Annotated in this window: 16 protein-coding genes; 8 read left to right on the top strand and 8 right to left on the bottom strand. The window is 39.9% G+C overall.

All coding sequences use genetic code 11. The features are described 5' to 3' along the window. The first annotated feature begins 155 nt into the window (after window positions 1-155). From H6G06_RS10220 to H6G06_RS10210, 3 genes are read left to right on the top strand one after another with little or no spacing between them, the layout of a single operon-like run. Window positions 156-815, top strand: a complete 660-nt coding sequence (locus H6G06_RS10220; protein WP_190559647.1) for a Uma2 family endonuclease — start codon at window positions 156-158, stop codon at window positions 813-815. 57 nt (window positions 816-872) lie between these two features. Then, window positions 873-1,574: a Uma2 family endonuclease gene (locus H6G06_RS10215; protein ID WP_190559645.1), complete on the top strand. Its 702-nt coding sequence runs from the start codon at window positions 873-875 to the stop codon at window positions 1,572-1,574. Window positions 1,575-1,577: 3 nt separating this feature from the next. Continuing rightward, on the top strand, window positions 1,578-2,927 hold the full coding sequence (locus H6G06_RS10210; RefSeq protein ID WP_190559643.1) for a TldD/PmbA family protein: 1,350 nt from the start codon (window positions 1,578-1,580) through the stop codon (window positions 2,925-2,927). Between the two features lie 284 nt (window positions 2,928-3,211). On the opposite strand, the gene H6G06_RS10205 is transcribed toward H6G06_RS10210, so the two are convergent. The 7 genes from H6G06_RS10205 to H6G06_RS10175 form a co-directional block, all read right to left on the bottom strand. Beyond that, window positions 3,212-3,409, bottom strand: a complete 198-nt coding sequence (locus H6G06_RS10205) for a hypothetical protein (protein ID WP_190559641.1) — start codon at window positions 3,407-3,409, stop codon at window positions 3,212-3,214. A gap of 668 nt (window positions 3,410-4,077) precedes the next feature. After that, window positions 4,078-7,212 carry a translation initiation factor IF-2 gene (infB, locus tag H6G06_RS10200; RefSeq protein WP_190559639.1) on the bottom strand — a complete coding sequence of 1,045 codons (3,135 nt, stop codon included), beginning with the start codon at window positions 7,210-7,212 and terminating at the stop codon, window positions 4,078-4,080. Between the two features lie 138 nt (window positions 7,213-7,350). Next, window positions 7,351-7,590, bottom strand: a complete 240-nt coding sequence (locus tag H6G06_RS10195; RefSeq protein ID WP_190559637.1) for a hypothetical protein — start codon at window positions 7,588-7,590, stop codon at window positions 7,351-7,353. Between the two features lie 314 nt (window positions 7,591-7,904). Continuing rightward, complete coding sequence (locus H6G06_RS10190; protein WP_190559635.1) at window positions 7,905-8,174, bottom strand: YlxR family protein; 270 nt, start codon at window positions 8,172-8,174, stop codon at window positions 7,905-7,907. Window positions 8,175-8,320: 146 nt separating this feature from the next. Beyond that, complete coding sequence (gene nusA, locus H6G06_RS10185; protein ID WP_190559633.1) at window positions 8,321-9,598, bottom strand: transcription termination factor NusA; 1,278 nt, start codon at window positions 9,596-9,598, stop codon at window positions 8,321-8,323. Between the two features lie 119 nt (window positions 9,599-9,717). Next, window positions 9,718-10,179: a ribosome maturation factor RimP gene (gene rimP, locus H6G06_RS10180; RefSeq protein WP_190559631.1), complete on the bottom strand. Its 462-nt coding sequence runs from the start codon at window positions 10,177-10,179 to the stop codon at window positions 9,718-9,720. A 232-nt stretch (window positions 10,180-10,411) separates the two neighbouring features. Further along, a complete protein-coding gene (locus H6G06_RS10175) occupies window positions 10,412-11,863 on the bottom strand; it encodes a hypothetical protein (protein ID WP_190559860.1) in 1,452 nt (483 codons plus the stop codon). A gap of 666 nt (window positions 11,864-12,529) precedes the next feature. Between H6G06_RS10175 and H6G06_RS10170 the strand changes: the two genes are divergently transcribed. From H6G06_RS10170 to rfbD, 5 genes are all read left to right on the top strand, one after another. Beyond that, the gene (locus H6G06_RS10170) at window positions 12,530-13,489 is read left to right on the top strand and encodes a transposase (RefSeq protein WP_190559629.1); all 960 of its coding nucleotides are present in this window, start codon (window positions 12,530-12,532) and stop codon (window positions 13,487-13,489) included. Between the two features lie 128 nt (window positions 13,490-13,617). After that, window positions 13,618-14,682, top strand: a complete 1,065-nt coding sequence (gene rfbB, locus H6G06_RS10165) for a dTDP-glucose 4,6-dehydratase (RefSeq protein ID WP_190559858.1) — start codon at window positions 13,618-13,620, stop codon at window positions 14,680-14,682. 27 nt (window positions 14,683-14,709) lie between these two features. Next, on the top strand, window positions 14,710-15,606 hold the full coding sequence (gene rfbA, locus H6G06_RS10160) for a glucose-1-phosphate thymidylyltransferase RfbA (RefSeq protein ID WP_190559627.1): 897 nt from the start codon (window positions 14,710-14,712) through the stop codon (window positions 15,604-15,606). A gap of 26 nt (window positions 15,607-15,632) precedes the next feature. Then, window positions 15,633-16,178, top strand: coding sequence for a dTDP-4-dehydrorhamnose 3,5-epimerase (gene rfbC, locus H6G06_RS10155; RefSeq protein WP_190559626.1), 546 nt, complete (start codon window positions 15,633-15,635; stop codon window positions 16,176-16,178). Next, window positions 16,175-17,071, top strand: a complete 897-nt coding sequence (rfbD, locus tag H6G06_RS10150) for a dTDP-4-dehydrorhamnose reductase (protein ID WP_190559624.1) — start codon at window positions 16,175-16,177, stop codon at window positions 17,069-17,071. Before rfbC ends, rfbD begins: the two co-directional genes overlap by 4 nt. Before the next feature lie 33 nt (window positions 17,072-17,104). Here the strand turns inward: rfbD and radA are convergent, their stop codons facing one another. Beyond that, on the bottom strand, window positions 17,105-18,667 hold the full coding sequence (gene radA, locus H6G06_RS10145; protein WP_190559622.1) for a DNA repair protein RadA: 1,563 nt from the start codon (window positions 18,665-18,667) through the stop codon (window positions 17,105-17,107). Window positions 18,668-18,794: the final 127 nt, after the last annotated feature.

Raw genomic sequence — 18,794 nt, 5'->3', positions numbered from 1 at the left:
AATATTGGATAAATTAAATAGATACTTGGTGAAAATTACAGTAGGGACAATTCATGAATTGTCCCTACAACGGTTTCAAATTATGCAGATTGAGTTACCACCAAATGTATAATTAATGCTACAATCAACCAATAACTACTTGATGCTATATCAATATGATGATTGCACAAGACTTAGAACAAACAAAAGACATCTCCCCAGATGTTATATTTCCCCCCAGTGATTTATATAGTGATGAACCACCCGTGGAAACCGAACTGCATCTAAGACAAATTATCTTACTTCTACAATGTTTAGAATGGTTATGGAAAGATAGAACAGATTTCTATGCTGCGGGAAATTTAACTATTTATTATAGTCCTAACCAGAAAAAAAATGAAAATTTAAGAGGACCTGATTTTTTTGTAGTCTTAGGAACAGAAAGAAAAACCCGCAAAAGTTGGGTAGTCTGGGACGAAGATGGTAAATATCCTAATGTAATTATAGAAATTCTCTCACCCAGTACAGCTAACAGTGATAAAGTGACTAAAAAAGAACTGTATCAAAATACCTTTAGAACACCTGATTATTTTTGGTTTGACCCTTATACGCTAGAATTTGCAGGTTTTTATTTAACAAATGGCAAATATCAACCTATAGAACCAAATAAAAAAGGATATTTATGGAGTGAACAATTAGGTTTATATTTAGGCGTGCATGAGGGTTTGTTAAGGTATTTTACTCCTGAAGGTGATTTAGTACCTACACCAGAAGAAACCGCAGAACGTTTAGCAGCCAAATTACGAGAATTAAATATTGATCCAGAGAAAATCTAGGCTCTGATATTTACTTAATGCTACAATCAACAAATAGCTACTTGATGCCATATCAATATGATCATTGCACAAGAATTAGAACTTGCAGAAAATATCTCCCCAGATGTAATATTTCCTCCTAGTGACTTATATAGTGATGAACCTCCTGTGGAAACAGAACTGCATCTAGAGCAAATTATGCTCTTAATCAAATGTATTAAATGGTTGTGGAAAGATCGAACTGATTTCTATGCTGCGGGAAATCTGACTATTTATTATAGTCCTCACCAAAAGAAATCAGAATTTTTCCGGGGTCCTGATTTTTTTGTTGTTTTGGGAACTGAACGCAAAACTCGTAAAAGCTGGGTAGTGTGGGAAGAAGATGGTAAATATCCCAATTTCATTTTAGAAATTCTTTCACCAACTACAGCTACCACTGATAGAGGATATAAAAAAGAACTTTATCAAAATACTTTCCGCACACCTGATTATTTTTGGTTTGATCCTTATACATTAGAATTTGCAGGATTTCATTTAGTTGATAATAAATATCAACCTTTAGCAGCAAATGAAAAAGGATATTTGTGGAGTCAACAATTAGGTTTATATTTAGGAATTAATGAAGGGTTGTTACGGTATTTTACCCCAGAAGGAGAATTAGTACCTACACCAGAAGAAACCGCAGAAGAGGAAGCCAAAAGAGCAGAACAGGAAGCAAGAAAAGCAGAACGTTTAGCAGCAAAATTAAGAGAACTAAATATTGATCCAGAGACAATTTAAAAAATGAAAATTACAGAATTATCAACATTAGAAACAACCTTTGACAAACTGCTCGAAAGTCTTCTCCAGAAAAAAGCAGAAACCGAACATTTTACCATCAGACTCAACAGCGAAAGAAGCCAATTTACCCGTTTTAATGGTGCTAAAGTTAGACAAACTGGAGTAGTCGCTGATGGTTCAATTAAACTCACTTTAATGGAAAATCAGCGCAGCAGTTTCCGCCATTTTCCTTTTACTGGTAATTGGGAAATAGATTGGCAAATAGCATACACATCTTTAGAAGAATTACGCGACGAAATTACCCTATTACCAAGTGATCCTTATCTAGTTTTACCTACAGGAAATAATCACAGCAGAGAGGTAAATACAGGTAAATTATTAACACCAGAAACAGTTGTTAATAAAATCTTAGAATCAGTTGCTGATTTAGATTTTACTGGTATGTATGCTGGGGGAGTTATTATTAGAGGCTATGGAGATTCTAACGGACAAAAACACTGGTTTGTAACTGATTCTTTTAACTTAGATTATTCTTTGTTCATGGCATCAGGACAAGCGGTTAAAGGCACTTTTGCTGGTAGCGAATGGGATGAATATGCATGTATAGCAAAAATAAATGAAGGTAAAGAACAATTAGTATTGTTGTCTCGTCAACCGAAAGAATTACCAAGAGGAAAATACAAAACTTATTTTGCTCCCGCTGCTGTGGCTGAATTATTGGGTATGCTTTCCTGGGGTGCTATTAGTGAAGCTGATATTCAACAAGGAAATAGTGCTTTAGTGGCTTTATCACGTCAAGAAAAACAACTTTCACCAAAATTTACTTTAAAAGAAAACTTTAAATCTGGTTTAGTTCCTAGATTTAATGACCTGGGAGAAATGGTAGCACCGGAGTTAACTTTAATAGAAAAAGGAGTTTTATTAAATAGCCTAGTTAATTCTCGCACGGCTAAAGAATATAAGAAACCTGCTAATGGTGCTAATAGTTCAGAAACCTTACGTTCTCCAGAAATAGGTACAGGTAATTTAGCTTTTGAGGAGATTTTATCCAGTTTAGATACAGGGTTATATGTGTCGAATTTGCATTATTTAAATTGGAGCGATCGCCAAACGGGTAGAATCACAGGTATGACCCGTTATGCCTGCTTTTGGGTAGAAAATGGGGAAATTGTCGCCCCCATTGAAAATTTACGCTTTGATGAAAGTCTTTATCGCTTCTGGGGAGAAGAAAATTTAGTTGATTTAACTAACTTTCAAGAATTTATTCCCGAAGTCGGAACTTATGAAAGTAGGCAATTAGGTGGTAGTTTAGTTCCAGGAATATTGGTGCAAGATTTCACATACACTTTGTAATCTCAGGTTCGTTTGTAAGCTTTGCTGCTCCTCAGAGATATATAGCAGGAGTCAGGAGTCATGAGTCAGGAGTAAAATCCTTTTGTAGTGGGAGTTTCATTATCAATTGATGTCCTAACCACCCTGTCCATGGCTATAGTTATCATATCTGTTAGGGCAGGGAATAGATAATAGGAGAATACGGTTCAGTTAACTTCAGCCACAATGTTTAGGTGGTGGGGTTATCTAAACCGTATTGGATGAAAAAAGCTAAGTTGGTTATGATTGTGAAATTTTCTGTGTTCTTAATAAGCTAAAGTTTCTAAGGTTTCTCGTAAATACCGTTGTACTTGCTGTTCTAGGCGCAGACCGTTTAATTGAGCATTACTCTCTAGCTGCCAGCGTTGGAAACCGGAACTAGCAGAGATTGCATACTTAAGGTTTTGCCAAATGTTAGCATCGCGAGAAAGCTGGCCATTGCTAGAAGCTGAAATTTGAGCCATAGTTCCTCATTCCTCATTTTTAACTTCCAGAGTCAAACAATTTTAGGTTTTGGATTTGTAATTGATGATTGTTTTGCCCGCAGGGGGCAAGACAGAAACCAAACAAGCCAAATTTAACATCTGTCCTATGGGGCAAGATGTTGATCCATGCCTACCCCTAAAATTTTGAAAAAAATCTTATACCAACTTGAAAAATGATTGCGACAGATGGATTTGCACCAATCTAAAATCTAAAATCTAAAATCCAAAATGGTATTACTTAATCTTTTCTCAAGATAACTGTTATGTAGGAGCAAATTCTGTGTTATTGATCACTAAAACTAAGGATATACTCGGAAAAATTCTCAAAACAACTTTTTTTAATTAAACAGAAGATTTTTTATAGCCATGGACAGGGTGGTTAGGATATCAATTGATAATGAAACTCCCACTACAAAAGGGTTTTACTCCTGACTCCTGACTCCTGCTATATTACTGGTTTTATGGTGTTTTATCTTTGTGATCATCTTTTCTTTCTTCTTTTTCCGTCTTCGCTGTCACCTGTTACCTGTCACCTGAGTTTCTCAAAAGTTATGAGTGCTGAGAGTTCAGTTTTGAATGTTGAACTAAAAACTATGTCAATTCAACATTCATAAATTAACTCAGCACTCAGCACTCTTTACTTAACACTACTTAGTAAGGGTGAGTGTACGGCGTTTAGTTACCATTTGATAGGCTTCGATGATGTCACCTTCAGCCCAGTCATGGAATTTATCAATGTTGATGCCGCATTCATAACCAGCGTTAACTTCGCGGGCATCTTCTTTCATCCGTTTGAGGGAATCAAGAACGCCTTCATAGATCACCTTACTACCTCGACGGACGCGCACTTTGCAGTTGCGAAGCAGTTTGCCCGATTGTACATAACAACCAGCAACCGCACCACGACCGACTGGGAAGACAGCACGTACTTCTGTTTGACCCAGGGGTTCTTCCACCAACTCTGGTTCTAGCAGACCTTCTAAAGCTCCTTGAATATCTTCTAGGAGTTTGTAGATGATGTTGTATTCGCGCACGTCCACACCTGCTTCATCCGCAGCTTGTCTAGCACCACTAGCGTAGGTAGTATTGAAACCAATGATAACGGCGTTACTAGCAGCAGCTAAGTCGATATCTGTTTCTGTGATTTCTCCCGCAGTAGCCAACAACATCCGAATTTGAACTTCGTTTTGGGGGATTTGCTTGAGAGAGCCGATAATGGCTTCTACAGAACCTTGGACATCTCCTTTCAAGATCAAGTTGAGTTCTTTCAACTCGCCTTCTTGTGCTTGAGCCGAGAGGGTTGTGAGGGTAACACGTCCTTGTAACAAGCGCGATTGGCGTTGTTTGTCGGCACGAACGCTGGCGAGGGTACGAGCTTCTTTTTCGTTCGCGAACACCTCGAAGTCATCACCTGCTGCGGGTACATCGCTTAAACCCAGCACCTCAACAGCACAGGAGGGAGTAGCAACTTCTACTCTTCTGCCTCTGTCATCTACCATTGCCCGGACTTTACCAAATGCCGACCCAGCTACCAGCATATCTCCAACATGAAGAGTACCGTTCTGAATTAGCAGGGTAGCGACCGCACCCTTGGCTTTATCTAAGTGAGCTTCGATGACTGTTCCTTTAGCCACACGATTTGGGTTAGCAGATAGTTCTGCTACCTCTGCCACAAGGAGAACCATTTCTAGAAGTGTATCCAGGTTTTCGCCCTTGATAGCACTCACAGGAACCATAATAGTCTCACCACCCCAGTCTTCTGCGGTCAGACCATAATTGGTCAGTTCTTGTTTAACGCGCTCTGGTTGCGCCCCTTCTTTGTCAATCTTGTTAATAGCGACGACAATTGGCACACCTGCGGCTTGAGCATGGCTAATGGCTTCCACTGTTTGCGGACGGACACCATCATCAGCAGCGACTACCAAAATAGCAATATCTGTCACCCGCGCTCCCCTAGCCCGCATAGCTGTGAAGGCTTCGTGACCGGGGGTATCTAGGAAGACTATCTGTTGTGGCTTACCATCATGTTCCAAATCAACGTGGTATGCGCCGATATGCTGGGTAATGCCACCTGCTTCACCAGCAGCCACCTTAGTTTTGCGGATTGAGTCGAGCAGAGTGGTTTTACCGTGGTCTACGTGACCCATAATTGTCACAACCGGCGGACGACGGATCAGATGTTCGAGGTCTGCAAAGTCAATCATTTCTGTGACTTTGCGGGCTTCTGCTTCTGGTTCTGCCGTTTCGACTTCTACTTCTAACTCTTTACCGACTAGGGTAATTGTGGGAATATCCAGGTTTTGGGTGATACTTACCGCCATGCCTTTCATAAACAGGATTTTGACAATCTCTGTGTCGGCAATACACAAGCCCTCAGCCAACTCTTGTACAGTCATCGGTCCTGTGACCACCAGTTTTTCTGGACGCTCTTGCTTGACTTCTACTTCTTGTTGACGACGGTTTTGGTCGCGGTGGGAACCAGACCTTCTGTTTTTAGTAGGTGCGGCCGCAACCAATGTTGGTTGCTGTGCAGGTCGAGAAGCCTTGGGCTTAGGTGGACGAGCTATAGAAAGGCTCACTTGGACGGTAGCTGGAATTTCCAGACCCTCTTCATCCAGTAAGTCATCTTCTTCAAAATCATCATCTAGGATGGGTTTAACTCGTTTGCCTTTAGGTCCAACCTTGGCTTTCTCTTTGATTTCGTCAATTATTTCTTCTTCTTGCCATTTTTTACCACCTTTAGTTGGTCGGGGTGGTGTTGGCCGTTTCAAATCAAGCAAACCTGGTGCGATCGGCTCATCCACCAATCCCTCTTTTTTAGCTCCTCCAGACATTGGTTTTGGTGGAGTAGCTATGGGCATGGCGGCGACGGCTTCCCCAGGACGTGCTGGCCTGGGTCGTTGCACCTCAGTTGATGGTGTGGGTGCAGATCTACTGCCTCTGTGTTCTGGTTTCGCTGGTGAAGGAGTGGATCGACCCGGTTTTTGGGGAGCAGTTTGTGGGATCTGGTCTGTTGTTGCCCTGCCCATCCTGGGTTTAGTGTGTTCCCGTTCTTCTTCGCCACGCGCTGGGCGTTCGCGTTTCAGAATCGGTTTATCTGCCTGAGATAGCTGTTCTGTGGGAGAGGTTTTTTCCTCCACAGGTCTTGCCGGTGGACCAACCAGTTGCGGTTTTGGGGTTTTTTCCTGTTTAGGTCTCGGAGAAACGACTTTTTCCGGTTTTTCCGCTTTTGTTTTTTCTGGGGCTGGTTGGAAATTAGGCTGATGTTCCGGTTCTGCCACAGGTTTCTGTGGGGTCTCAGATTGATTCCGGGGTACAGGTCGAGTTGGTGCCGTCGGTTTCATGGTTGAGACTGGTGTAGCAAAAGGCCGTGGAGGTGATGGAGAATTAGCAATAGCTTCGTCATGCAGGCTATCAGACGAAGCAAATTGGCTATTGGTAGCAACTGACGCTTCTGAGGCGTTGGAGGTAGTATTTCTCAAGATTTTGGGTTTGCGAATTTCCAAAATTTGCTGTTTATGGGTTGCAGCAGGTCGGTTTCGGGAGCCAGTTTGGTGTGAATTTGGTTTATGGCTGTTTGTATCTAATTCTTTTTTGTCTGTGACACTCGTCGCTGCGACTTTTTCCGCAGCTATACGAATTTGTTCAGCCTCAGATTCTGAAATCGTGCTGCTATGGCTTTTGACCGCAATATTGAGCTGGTCGCAAATTGCTAATAGCTCTTTGTTATCCAAATTCAATTCCTTTGATAATTCGTAGATTCTAACTTTGCCGTTGTTCATCCACTCTTTCCCCTTTAGTTTACAGTTTTAACGGATGGTTGCCTGGTTTTCGACATCTCCATCCTTTGAACACTGTTTTTTAGGTTGCCCTTGGTAATGTTGCCGGTGCCTCCAATCAGGAAAGAGAGATGTTTCGGTTTAATACTGGCATCCCCACCAGGAATGATGGTTAAAGGAACCCCATAAAATTTTTCTAAATAGAAAATTTTTTTGGGCATCCTTGATGCCGAACTGCGCTTGAGCGCTACCAGGTTGCCATTGTTTAGATTTTTGTTTTGCTGATTCTGAGTCTTCCACAACACAATCGAGTAAAACTTGTTGGGAGTATTGCTTCGTCTCTCTCCAATTTTTAGAGATCCACTTGCCTTCTACACCCATTTACTATTTTGGCACTAACCCCCACGATAACAGAGGCTGTGATGAAAGCGTTAATTGTTCGGCTTTCATCACAATTTCTCTAGAGATTACCGTTGTGAGGTGGTTTTGAGTGCAGTACCCGGACTGGCACTTCTGTGCTGAGGTCGCGGTTTCCTGTCTCATTGACTGTTGCTCTGTTAGGAACATCTTAAATAATGTTAGCAACTGAATGCTATCCGAGTCTGACACAGCCTCTCTGGTTCTGAAACCTTGATCCGGTCTGGCCGGAACCGAGGTAGTAGTCTGCCGAGGGCAGACCAAAATATTTAGTTCGTTTAAATTTGATTTTGGGGATTGCTTTCGGTGAGACGTTGCCACAATGTCTGATACAGTGTTTCTGGCACTGTTCCATGTAGCGATCGCCCTAATCTATTTTTTTTCTGAGCCGCTTGCAGGCAGTCAGTTTCAGGACAAATATAGGCTGAACGCCCCATGCCCTGATCTAATTGTACCTTCCCAGATGGAAAGATGCGGACAATGCGCCAAAACTCTTCTTTTGATCCTACACGGCGACAACTAATACAACGCCGATAGTTTGGTTTCATCGGGTTTGTGTTCTGTCAGGTCAGCAGTTTGTACTTCCCTCAAATTAGTTTTTGTTAGTTTTTGTTAATTTTCACACTTGCTAAATGTTTCTAGTTTACCTTTAACCGTTAACAGTTAACAGACAATTGCCAAAAACAGTTGGGAATTAATCTTCCTCACTAGTGTCAAAATTATCATTATCTAATTCTAAGTCTTCTTGATATTCATCTTCTAGTTCCTCCATCTCATTTTCATCATCCTCCGGTTGATATTTTGCCCTGACAGCTGCAAATTTAGAATCCTCTGCGGCATAGTCATATTTAGCTTTATCTTTAATGTCAATTTTCCAACCGGTCAGACGGGCTGCTAATCGCACATTTTGTCCTTCTTTACCAATAGCTAAACTCAGTTGATCTTCAGCTACTAAAACGTGGGTTTGCCGACTTTCTGGGTCCATTAAGCGCACTTCATCGACTCTTGCTGGACTCAGGGCGTTGGCGATATAAGTTGCTGGATCTGGAGACCAGCGAATTACATCTATTTTTTCACCCCGTAATTCATTCACTACCACTTGAATTCGTGATCCCCTAGCGCCAATACAAGCCCCAACTGGGTCTACATCTCGATCAAGGGTATCTACTGCTATTTTAGTCCGCGGACCTACGTAACGGGAAGGGGGATTAGCTTCTCTGGCTACTGCGACTATTCGGACAACTTCATCTTCTATTTCTGGGACTTCGTTGGCGAACAAATAAACCACTAAGCCTGCATCAGCACGAGACACCAATAACTGCGGTCCCCGTTGCTGACCTTGGGAAACTTTTTTCAGGTATACCTTAAAGGTGGCATTAGCCCGATAGTTATCATTTGGCAGTTGTTCCCGTTTTGGTAATTCAGCTTCTACTTCCGGCTGACCAAAACCGCTGCTAACTGCCAAAATTACAGATTGTCTTTCAAATCGCAAAACTCTAGCTTGTAAAACTGTGCTTTCTAAATCTTGGAACTCTTCTTGCACCATTTGGCGCTGTTGATCCCGCAATTTTTGTGCTAATACCTGTTTAGTCTGCATCGCCGCCATCCGCCCAAATTCTCCTTGATCTGGGGTGACATCTAAAACCACAGAATCACCTGATTGAGCCTCAGGAGCGACTTGTTGCACTTCTTCTAGAGAAATTTGATGGTCGGAGTTACTAACTTCTTCGACAATTGTTTTGGTAGAAAGAACTCGAAATCCTTCTCCGTCAATATCCAGTTCTACTTCAAAATTATCAAAATAAGTTTCATCAAATTGTTTGCGCTCTAAATTTTGAGCCCGGCGATAACGTTCGTAACCTTTAAGTAATGCTTCTCTAATAGATGATTGCACTGCTAAACGAGGTAAATTTCGTTCGCGGCTGATGCTTTCAATTAAATCTTTTAATCCAGGTAAAGTGACCATTGACATAAGCAATCTCCTTAACTTTTAAGTCAGCACCCGCCACAATTTTGAATTTTAAATTTGGAATTTTAGATTCCACTCTAAAACCCCCAGTCTAAAATCTAAAATCTAAAATCTAAAATTGGTTAGCTGCGCTCATCCAGCTGCACCCTGGTAACTAGGGATCTGGGAATTTCAACTACACGACCTTTCTGGTTTAAGTAAACTTTTGTTTCATCCCGGCGAATCAACAGACCAGTCCACTCTTGCTGTCCGTCGTAGGGTTCACAAGTGGAGATAACTACAGGAAAACCTTTAAAGGAAATAAACTCTCTGTCAGTTATCAGTTGTCGCGAAATCCCAGGACTAGATACTTCCAACACATAGGCATCTGGAATTATCTCTGCCGCATCTAAGGAGGCTTCTAAAGCACGGCTCATCCGTTCGCAATCGTCCAGACCAGTATCCTGTTGGGGATTACGGATATCTACCCGCAAAACTGGCGGACGTTGGTTAGTATGAAAAACTATGCCAACAATTTCTAATCCCAGTTCTGCTGCTACTGGGGTCGCCAAGTCAATAATTTGTGGGACTAAAGGATGAGTCATGCGAGAATTCAATAAAAAAAGTGGGCATCTACCCACTTCCTGCGATAGGGATATCTTCCAAGAAGTCTTGTGACGAACCGTTATTGGTTCGCCCCTAACATGAGTGTAGCGTATTTTTTTCGTTAGTCATTAGTCAGTTGTTAGGGAACAGGGAACAGGGAACAGGGAACAGGTGACAGAAGCCAGGAGTTCTTTAATTTTGACTTTTGACTTTTGACTTGATTTGTCCCCTCTACCTCCTGTCTCGAATTTCTGGGAGAGCAGCACCTCTATCTACCACTATCCGAACAGATCCTTGCGATCGCATATGTCTTGTTTGTTCAATAATTTGCTCAATGTCTTCTTGGGATAAGCGTTGAACGTAGTTAATTTTGACTTCTTCTAAAAAATCATTGAGCAAACTTTGAATTTCTAAAATTACGTGTTTTTCCTGAATCTCTAAGCCTAAGACTGTAGTGAATTTTTCTACTAGCTGACTAGAAAGTTTGGCAGCGACTGGATCTTTAATGGCGCTAACTAAAGCAATATATAGGTTAGTGGTAATTTGATTGGCTAGTTGCTCACTTAACTGAATTTGTGCCTTTTCTACTCCTGGAAGCATCAGCAAGTTGCGATAAACAGGTACTTGTTGAAAAGCAAGTTCAATATTGTGGCGCAAAATGGCATTAATTTCTGGTTGGATTTTTGGGAGAACTTGATTAACGATAGTTTGTAATAACAGTCCAGCGATCGCTTCCACTTCGTTGATATTATTAATATCTATGTAGGCACGCTCTTTTTCCGGCTGTAATAGCCACCGAGTTATATCACCTCGCTGAATTGAACCCTGCATCTGGTTAATTACCCGCACCACCACAATTTCTGTGATTTCTTCGGCAAAATTGGCTACTATACCTTGGTGAGTTTGCCTTCTTAAAGAATGCAGATCAATCAAATGCGCTTGATCTAGACGTACCAATACTGGTAAAACTCGCAACCAACGCCAAAAGGGAATTACTAAGAATAGGTCATACCAACGCCACAAAATCGCTTCCAACCAGCTTAAATGGCGTTTTTGACGTTTGATATAAAAAGTCCGTCCCACCAATTCCAAGCCAAATATCACCACGAATGATAAGTCAATTAGCCAAAAATAATCTATAAATTCTCCATTTTCGCCTATTTGGCGATAATAGTTAGTAGCAATCCCAGGCCGAATCTGCTGGTTGAAAAAATTAATTTCTTGAATCCAGCCCTGTTTAGATAAATATTCTGGACTCCAAAAAGTAGCAAAGGCGCGTTTTGCTGATTCTTCGCTGATGTGTTCCCGCATTCGGTTTTTAATTTTTTCCAGAGTTCCACTTTTACCCGCACCTGCAAAGGGGTTACTATCAATCATCTCTCTACTGAGAAGCCTGATTTCTTCTAACTTACTTTTTACTTGAGGAGAATTTAAACCAGTTTGGTTCACTTGTTCTTCTAAAGCAGCTATTGTTTCTAAATAATTTTTCGTGTCTCGATGGGGTTCAATACCTTTAACCGGATCATAAATATGGGTGATTTGAGGAACTCTTCGGAAGTAGAGATCGCGCCAATTTACGTAACTCAAATCAAACAAAACTAATCCTAAGTTGAGAGTCGCAGTTATGGCCATTAACCTTTCAAACCATAAGTTCCGATGCTTGGAGGATTTTAATCTACTCATCATCAGTTAGGAATTATACAAAATTAACGATATTTCTTTATTGTAGAGTATCGGCTGATCATCACTCCTGCTAATTAAAATCAGACTTTTGATAGATGCAAAAAAGCAATTTATTTTTGTGAGTTGATAATTATTTGGATTCAAATTAATCAAAATTCATGAATAATTTAAAGATAACAACTTAAAGAAAATTAAGATACTAGGACTTACGCACTTTACAAAATAATCATGGTATGATTTTACCGAAATAGGCCGTTTCAGGTTTTGATGAATGATTATGTCCATAATAAATAGACCCGTTATGTAGGGGTTTAGCAGTGCTAAACTCCTACGAAAGATGTGGTTTTTAGCACCCTGTATATTTGGTGTTTGCTGTCAATGCGTAAGTCCTATTGTCTGTGGATTGGGCGAATTTTTACAATACCATATATTTATATGCCACCAAGGTTTTGTATAATATATGTGCCAAGAGGGTTAGTAAAAATTCTGTATAAGTATCTTCTGCGGAATATAGGTTATATGGAAAATTTCAGTGTAATAAAGTGTAACAATTAGTTATGCTCCTGGAAATGATGGTTGGGGTAGGCTAAATTTGGCCACACTACTTGAAATAACAGTTACTTATAAGCTCTTGGAAATCCGTTTAAATATAACTATTGCCACTCTATGACAAATCCTAAGCTTTCTATCATTATTCCCATGAGGGAAGGTGTTCAAGATTCATGGCTACAAGAAATATTAAAAATTCAAGGTAGTGCAGAGTTTATTTTAGTTTATCCACCTCATGTCCCTTTCATCAATATTAGCGATTCTCGGCTGCATCAAATTACAAGTCCTCTCCGGGGAGAACTCATTCAAAGAGTCACTGCTTTACTGAATGCGTCAGGAAAATACGTTCTTTCCATTAATTGTGATGAGTATCTACATCCAAATATTATTGACATTGCGGAAGATTACTTTAGCAACTTTCCTGACAGCTATTTTTTTAGATTAAATCAAGTTCAATTCCCTTTTGGGGATGCACCCATTGATAAACCCTGGGATTCTCTACCGAAGATTCAAGACATTGAAGTAAGAAAGCGTGAGACTTCCAAAGCTTACTCGGAAGCAGAAAAGCAACAAATGATGCGAGAAATTCCGATTGTTCCTTTTGATAATAAACTAGACCTATTAGCAATTTTTAGGGGACGTAAAGATCAACAAGGACCCCATCAAGAAAATTTTGATAAAAAAGTTTGGAAAAATGAGCTTGTACAGAAAGCACTTAAGGGGGTTGTCCCGAATTTTACCCTCTTTGGTCCTTTCAAATATATTCCTTTTTGGACTGCTGACCGATTGATGGGTTTATCTGTACAGGCGGGATTTTTTGAGCCTGAGAAAATAGCTGGTCATTGGCTACCTTTACCAGAGCAACTTCGCACTGAAGATAATCCTCCGAACCAACCGCGAAAAAATCGACGTTATGTATTAGCTGAAATTCTCTTATTAAGACAATTTCCCAGTTTTGGCTATATCTGGAACTTGACAGTATTTGACAGAGGGGGACTTTTTATGGTTTGGTTTCCTAAAGATGCACTAAGAAAACTTGCCCAAAAATTAGGTTTGAAAAAGCCGAATGTTTCCTAGTATAAGTTAAATAAAGAAAAGAGGAAATTACAGTTTTGTAATTATCAAAGTTTACATTGATATAAGAAATAAAAAACAGCAATACATAGGAAGACTAAGCTTGTATGTCAAACTTCAAAAAAGATGAAATGCCAACTCTATTAGTAACAGGTGGAGCAGGATTTATTGGGGCTAATTTTGTCCTTCAAGCGAGAAAAGCAAAGTGGGCTAATATCATTAATTTAGATAAACTGACTTATGCCAGTAACCTCCAAAATTTGGCAGAATTGCAAGATGATGTCCACTATCATTTTGTTCAGGGAAATATTAATAACTTTGAATTAGTCAGTTATTTATTAGATCAATATCATCCAGATGCTGTTATCAATTTTGCTGCGGAAACTCATGTTGATCGTTCCATTCTCAGTCCTGAAAATTTTATCCAAACTAATGTAGTTGGAACATTTCAATTATTAGAAGCCAGTAAAGCTTATTGGCAAAAACTCACATCACCAAAACAAGAAAATTTCCGCTTTTTGCATATATCTACTGATGAAGTATATGGTTCGTTAAATCCAACAGATCCAGCTTTTCGAGAAGATACACCTTATGCACCCAATAGCCCTTATGCTGCTTCTAAAGCTGGTGCTGACCATCTCGTGCGCTCCTACTATCACACATACAATTTACCTACTTTAACAACCAATTGCTCTAATAATTATGGACCTCTGCAATTTCCTGAGAAACTAATTCCTTTAACTATTCTCAATGCTTTAAATGGTAAACCTTTGCCTATCTATGGTGATGGTCAAAATATCCGAGATTGGCTATATGTAAGCGATCATTGTGATGCTATTTATCAGGTTCTCAGAGAAGGAAATATTGGCGAAACGTATAATATCGGTGGACTAAATGAACAAACTAATTTGGTTGTTGTCGAAAAGATTTGCAGCATTCTGGATGAATTAGCACCTAAAGAGAATTTTCAACATTCTTCTTTGATTACCTTTATCAAAGACCGTCCAGGTCATGACCGCCGCTATGCAATTGATTGTAGTAAAATCAGTGAAACTTTAGGCTGGAAACCAAAGGAAAATTTTGATAGTGGTTTATTAAAAACAGTGCAATGGTATCTGAATAACTCGGCTTGGGTAGAATCTGTATGTACAGGTACATACCAAAACTGGATTAAACAAAATTATGAAACCCGTTGATTTATTCTGCTCTATAAGGATGGTGAAATGAAGGGTATTATTTTAGCTGGTGGTTCTGGTACACGTCTTTATCCCCTAACTCAAGTTGTCAGTAAACAGTTAATGTCTGTCTATGACAAACCGATGATTTACTATCCTTTATCGGTCTTAATGTTGGCTGGAATTAGGGAAATTCTGATTATTTCTACTCCCACAGATTTACCTCTTTTTCAGCGACTTCTTAAGGATGGTAGTCAATGGGGGCTAAAGTTTAGTTATGTGGAACAGCCGAAACCAGAAGGTTTAGCTCAAGCTTTTATATTGGGTAAAGATTTTATTAAGAATGAGCCAGTATGCTTGATCTTGGGAGATAACATATTTTATGGACACGGTTTTACTGAAGTCCTGACTCGTGCGGCTCAACTCCAACAGGGAGGGTTAGTTTTTGGTTATAAGGTGACACAACCTCAACAATATGGTGTGATTGAATTTGATGCTGATGGAAAAGCAATTAGTATCGAAGAAAAACCAAAATTTCCTAAATCAAAATACGCTGTACCTGGTATTTATTTTTATGATGCTCAAGTGACGGAGATTGCTGCTAGTCTTAAGCCTTCTCATCGTAACGAATTAGAAATTACTGATGTGAATTTAGCTTACCTATATCAAGGTGAATTACAAGTAGAAATTTTAGGACGAGGATATGCTTGGTTAGATACTGGTACACATGAATCTTTACATCAAGCTTCAAACTTTATCCAAACTTTGGAACAAAGACAGGGACTGAAAATAGCTTGTATTGAAGAAATTGCCTACCTTCAAGGATATATTGATTCTATTCAGTTGTCTTATTTAGCTGAATCTATGGGCAAAAGCAGTTATGGTCTTTATTTGCGGCAAATTCTAGAGGATGAGATTATTTCTGCTCTAGAAAAAACTGAATAATTTATTGATGCGAAAAGGATGAATTTATGAAGATTTTAAAAACGGATATTCCTGATGTGCTGATAATTGAGCCGCAACTTTTTGGAGATGAACGTGGCTTTTTTTATGAAAGTTATAACGAAAAAGCTTTTTTAGATAAGGTAGGAATATCATCTCACTTTGTCCAAGATAATCACTCTCTTTCTATTAAAAATGTTCTGCGTGGTTTGCATTACCAAATTGATCAGCCGCAAGGAAAACTTGTCAGAGTTGTGGTAGGTACTGTGTTTGATGTGGCTGTGGATTTGCGAAAAAGTTCTACAACTTTTGGTCAATGGGTTGGTGTGTATTTGTCATCTGAAAATAAACATCAATTGTGGATACCACCTGGTTTTGCTCACGGTTTTCTGGTGCTATCTGAATATGCTGAGTTCTTGTACAAAACTACTGATTATTATGCGCCGCAGTATGACCGCACTATTTTTTGGAATGATCCTGATTTAGCTATTTCTTGGCCTATTGAAGATGAACCAATTGTGTCTGCTAAAGATAAAGTTGGTAAGTTACTGCAAGAAGCTGAGGTTTACTCATGAAAATTCTATTAACTGGTGTTTCTGGCCAGGTAGGTTGGGAAATACAACGGACTTTGATGACTGTGGGTGATGTGATTTCTGTGGGGCGCAGTCAAATGGATCTAGCCCAACCAGACACAATTCGTGAGACCATTAGGGATGTAAAGCCCGATTTAATTGTGAATCCTGCTGCTTACACAGCGGTAGATCAGGCGGAGTCAGAACCAGATTTGGCTATGGCTATTAATGGTATTGCGCCTGGTGTAATTGCTGAGGAGGCCAAGCGTCTGGGTGCAGCTATGATTCACTATTCTACGGATTATGTTTTTGATGGTACTAAAAATACTCCTTATCAGGAAAATGATCAACCAAACCCCCAAAATATCTATGGAAAAACAAAGTTAGTGGGTGAGGAAGCGATCGCATCTGTAGGTGTTAATTATTTAATTTTTCGCACTAGTTGGGTTTATGGTTTACATGGTAAAAACTTTTTATTGACGATGCAAAGACTGGCGAAGGAACGAGAGGAAATTAGGGTAGTTGATGACCAAATTGGCGCACCTACTTGGAGTCGAATGATCGCAGAAATTACCGCCCAAATAGTTTCTCAGTCTCAGGAAAATACAACTGATTTTTTCGCTAGTAATGGTGGATTATACCATTTATCTGCAAGTGGAAAAACTAGCTGGTATGGTTTTGCTAAGGCGATTTTTGCCAAAGACATTTTTGAGCCTGATTTGCAGCAAAATCAACGCAAGTTACAGCGGTTAATTCCTATTACTTCTCAGGAGTATCCAACACCTGCAAGTAGACCGGCTTTTTCTTTATTAGACAATCAAAAATTATCTCATACTTTTAGTTTGGTGATGCCAGATTGGGAAAAGATGTTAAAGTTGGTGCTTGCTATTTCATAGATCCCCGACTTCTTTGAGAAGTCGGGGATCTGGTTATTCATCCTCTTCATCGTCGGTTTCTAAATCTATATCTTCCAAAGATTGATGGGGTATAGCAGCAATAATCGCATCTATGACTTTGGAAACTTGTAAAATTTCAATGTTAAGATCGGGAAATTTTTGTCCTTTGGGAACTATGGCGCGTTTAAATCCCAGTTTTGCTGCTTCTTTTAACCGTAGTTCCATTTGGGAAACCGATCGCACTTGTCCCCCTAAACCAACTTCTCCAATTAATACTGTGCCAGGATCAACTATTCTGTCACGGAAACTGGCTACAATGGCGATCGCTATTCCTAAATCTACTGCTGGTTCTTCTACGTTCAAACCCCCAGCTGATGCTACATAGGAATCTAATTTGGACATCGGTATCCCTACCCGCTTTTCTAATACTGCTAAAATCTGCACTAATCTGTTATAATCTATGCCTGTTCCTGCTCGACGGGGTGAAGGGTAACTAGTGGGACTAACTAAAGCTTGTAATTCTACTACTATTGGTCTTGTTCCTTCACAAGCTACAACAATAGCTGTACCTGGGGCGGGGTCGTCGCGGTTTCCCAGAAATAACTCTGAAGGATTGTCTACTTCCCGTAATCCTTCAGATACCATTTCAAATATACCAATTTCGTGGGTTGCTCCGAAACGGTTTTTAACAGTTCTTAATAATCGGTGGGATGCAAAGCGATCGCCTTCAAAATACAATACTGTATCTACTAAATGTTCTAATACCCTCGGTCCTGCGATTGTCCCTTCTTTGGTGACATGACCGACAATTAACATAGTAATATCTTCATGTTTTGCTACCTTCATCAAAGCTGCTGTACATTCCCGTACCTGTGCTACTGAACCGGGTGCAGATGTTAACGCCGGAAAGAATACTGTTTGTATACTATCGATCACTGCCAAATTTGGTTTGAGTGAGTCTATTTCCCGGAGAATTTCTTCTAAATCCGTTTCTGGCAAAACATATAAGTCGGCTCCGATACTGAGAGGATTTATTGGTTTATCTGTATCTTCTAGGAGGTTATCAGTTTCTCCTTCGTCATTTTCTTGACTTTTATTTTCTTCAGTAACTACATTTATAGGTTTGGACATTCCCAAACGAGAAGCGCGTAATTTTACCTGTTGTCCTGATTCTTCTCCTGTGACGTAAAGAATGCGGTATTTTTGCGCCAGTTGGTTGGATACTTGTAGCAATAAAGTAGATTTGCCTATACCGGGATCACCACCGATTAGCACCATCGAACCGGGGACAACTCCCCCACCGAGTACCCGATCTAATTCTCCATAACCAGATTCCCATCGAGCAATTTGGCGATCGCTGATTTGATCGAAAGTCAGAGAAGCCCTTGGTTTAGCTGGTTTAGTAGTAGATTTAGCACCAGTTTGAGCCGCGTGCCAGTTACCCACGCCGCCCCGACTAGGTATATCTACTCCAAAAGGTGTTGCATTTTGTTCTACCAAAGAGTCGTAAGTATCGCAATTTGAACACTTTCCAAACCATTGGGAGAATTCGGCGGCACATTTGCTACAAATGAAAACGGTTTTTGGCTTTGCCATGCTTAATTTTTATTTAAAAATCTTAATTCTTCCTTAAGTTTTACAAAAAACTAAAGTCGAATAAGAGTAGTAGTTACAGCTTTTTTCCAATTAACTGATGGAATGATATCTTAATATTATGGTATTA

The sequence above is a fragment of the Anabaena sphaerica FACHB-251 genome (genome assembly GCF_014696825.1).
GTDB lineage: Bacteria > Cyanobacteriota > Cyanobacteriia > Cyanobacteriales > Nostocaceae > RDYJ01.
Note: the sequence above shows the minus strand (reverse complement) of the source record. Positions and strands in the feature narration are given on the sequence as shown.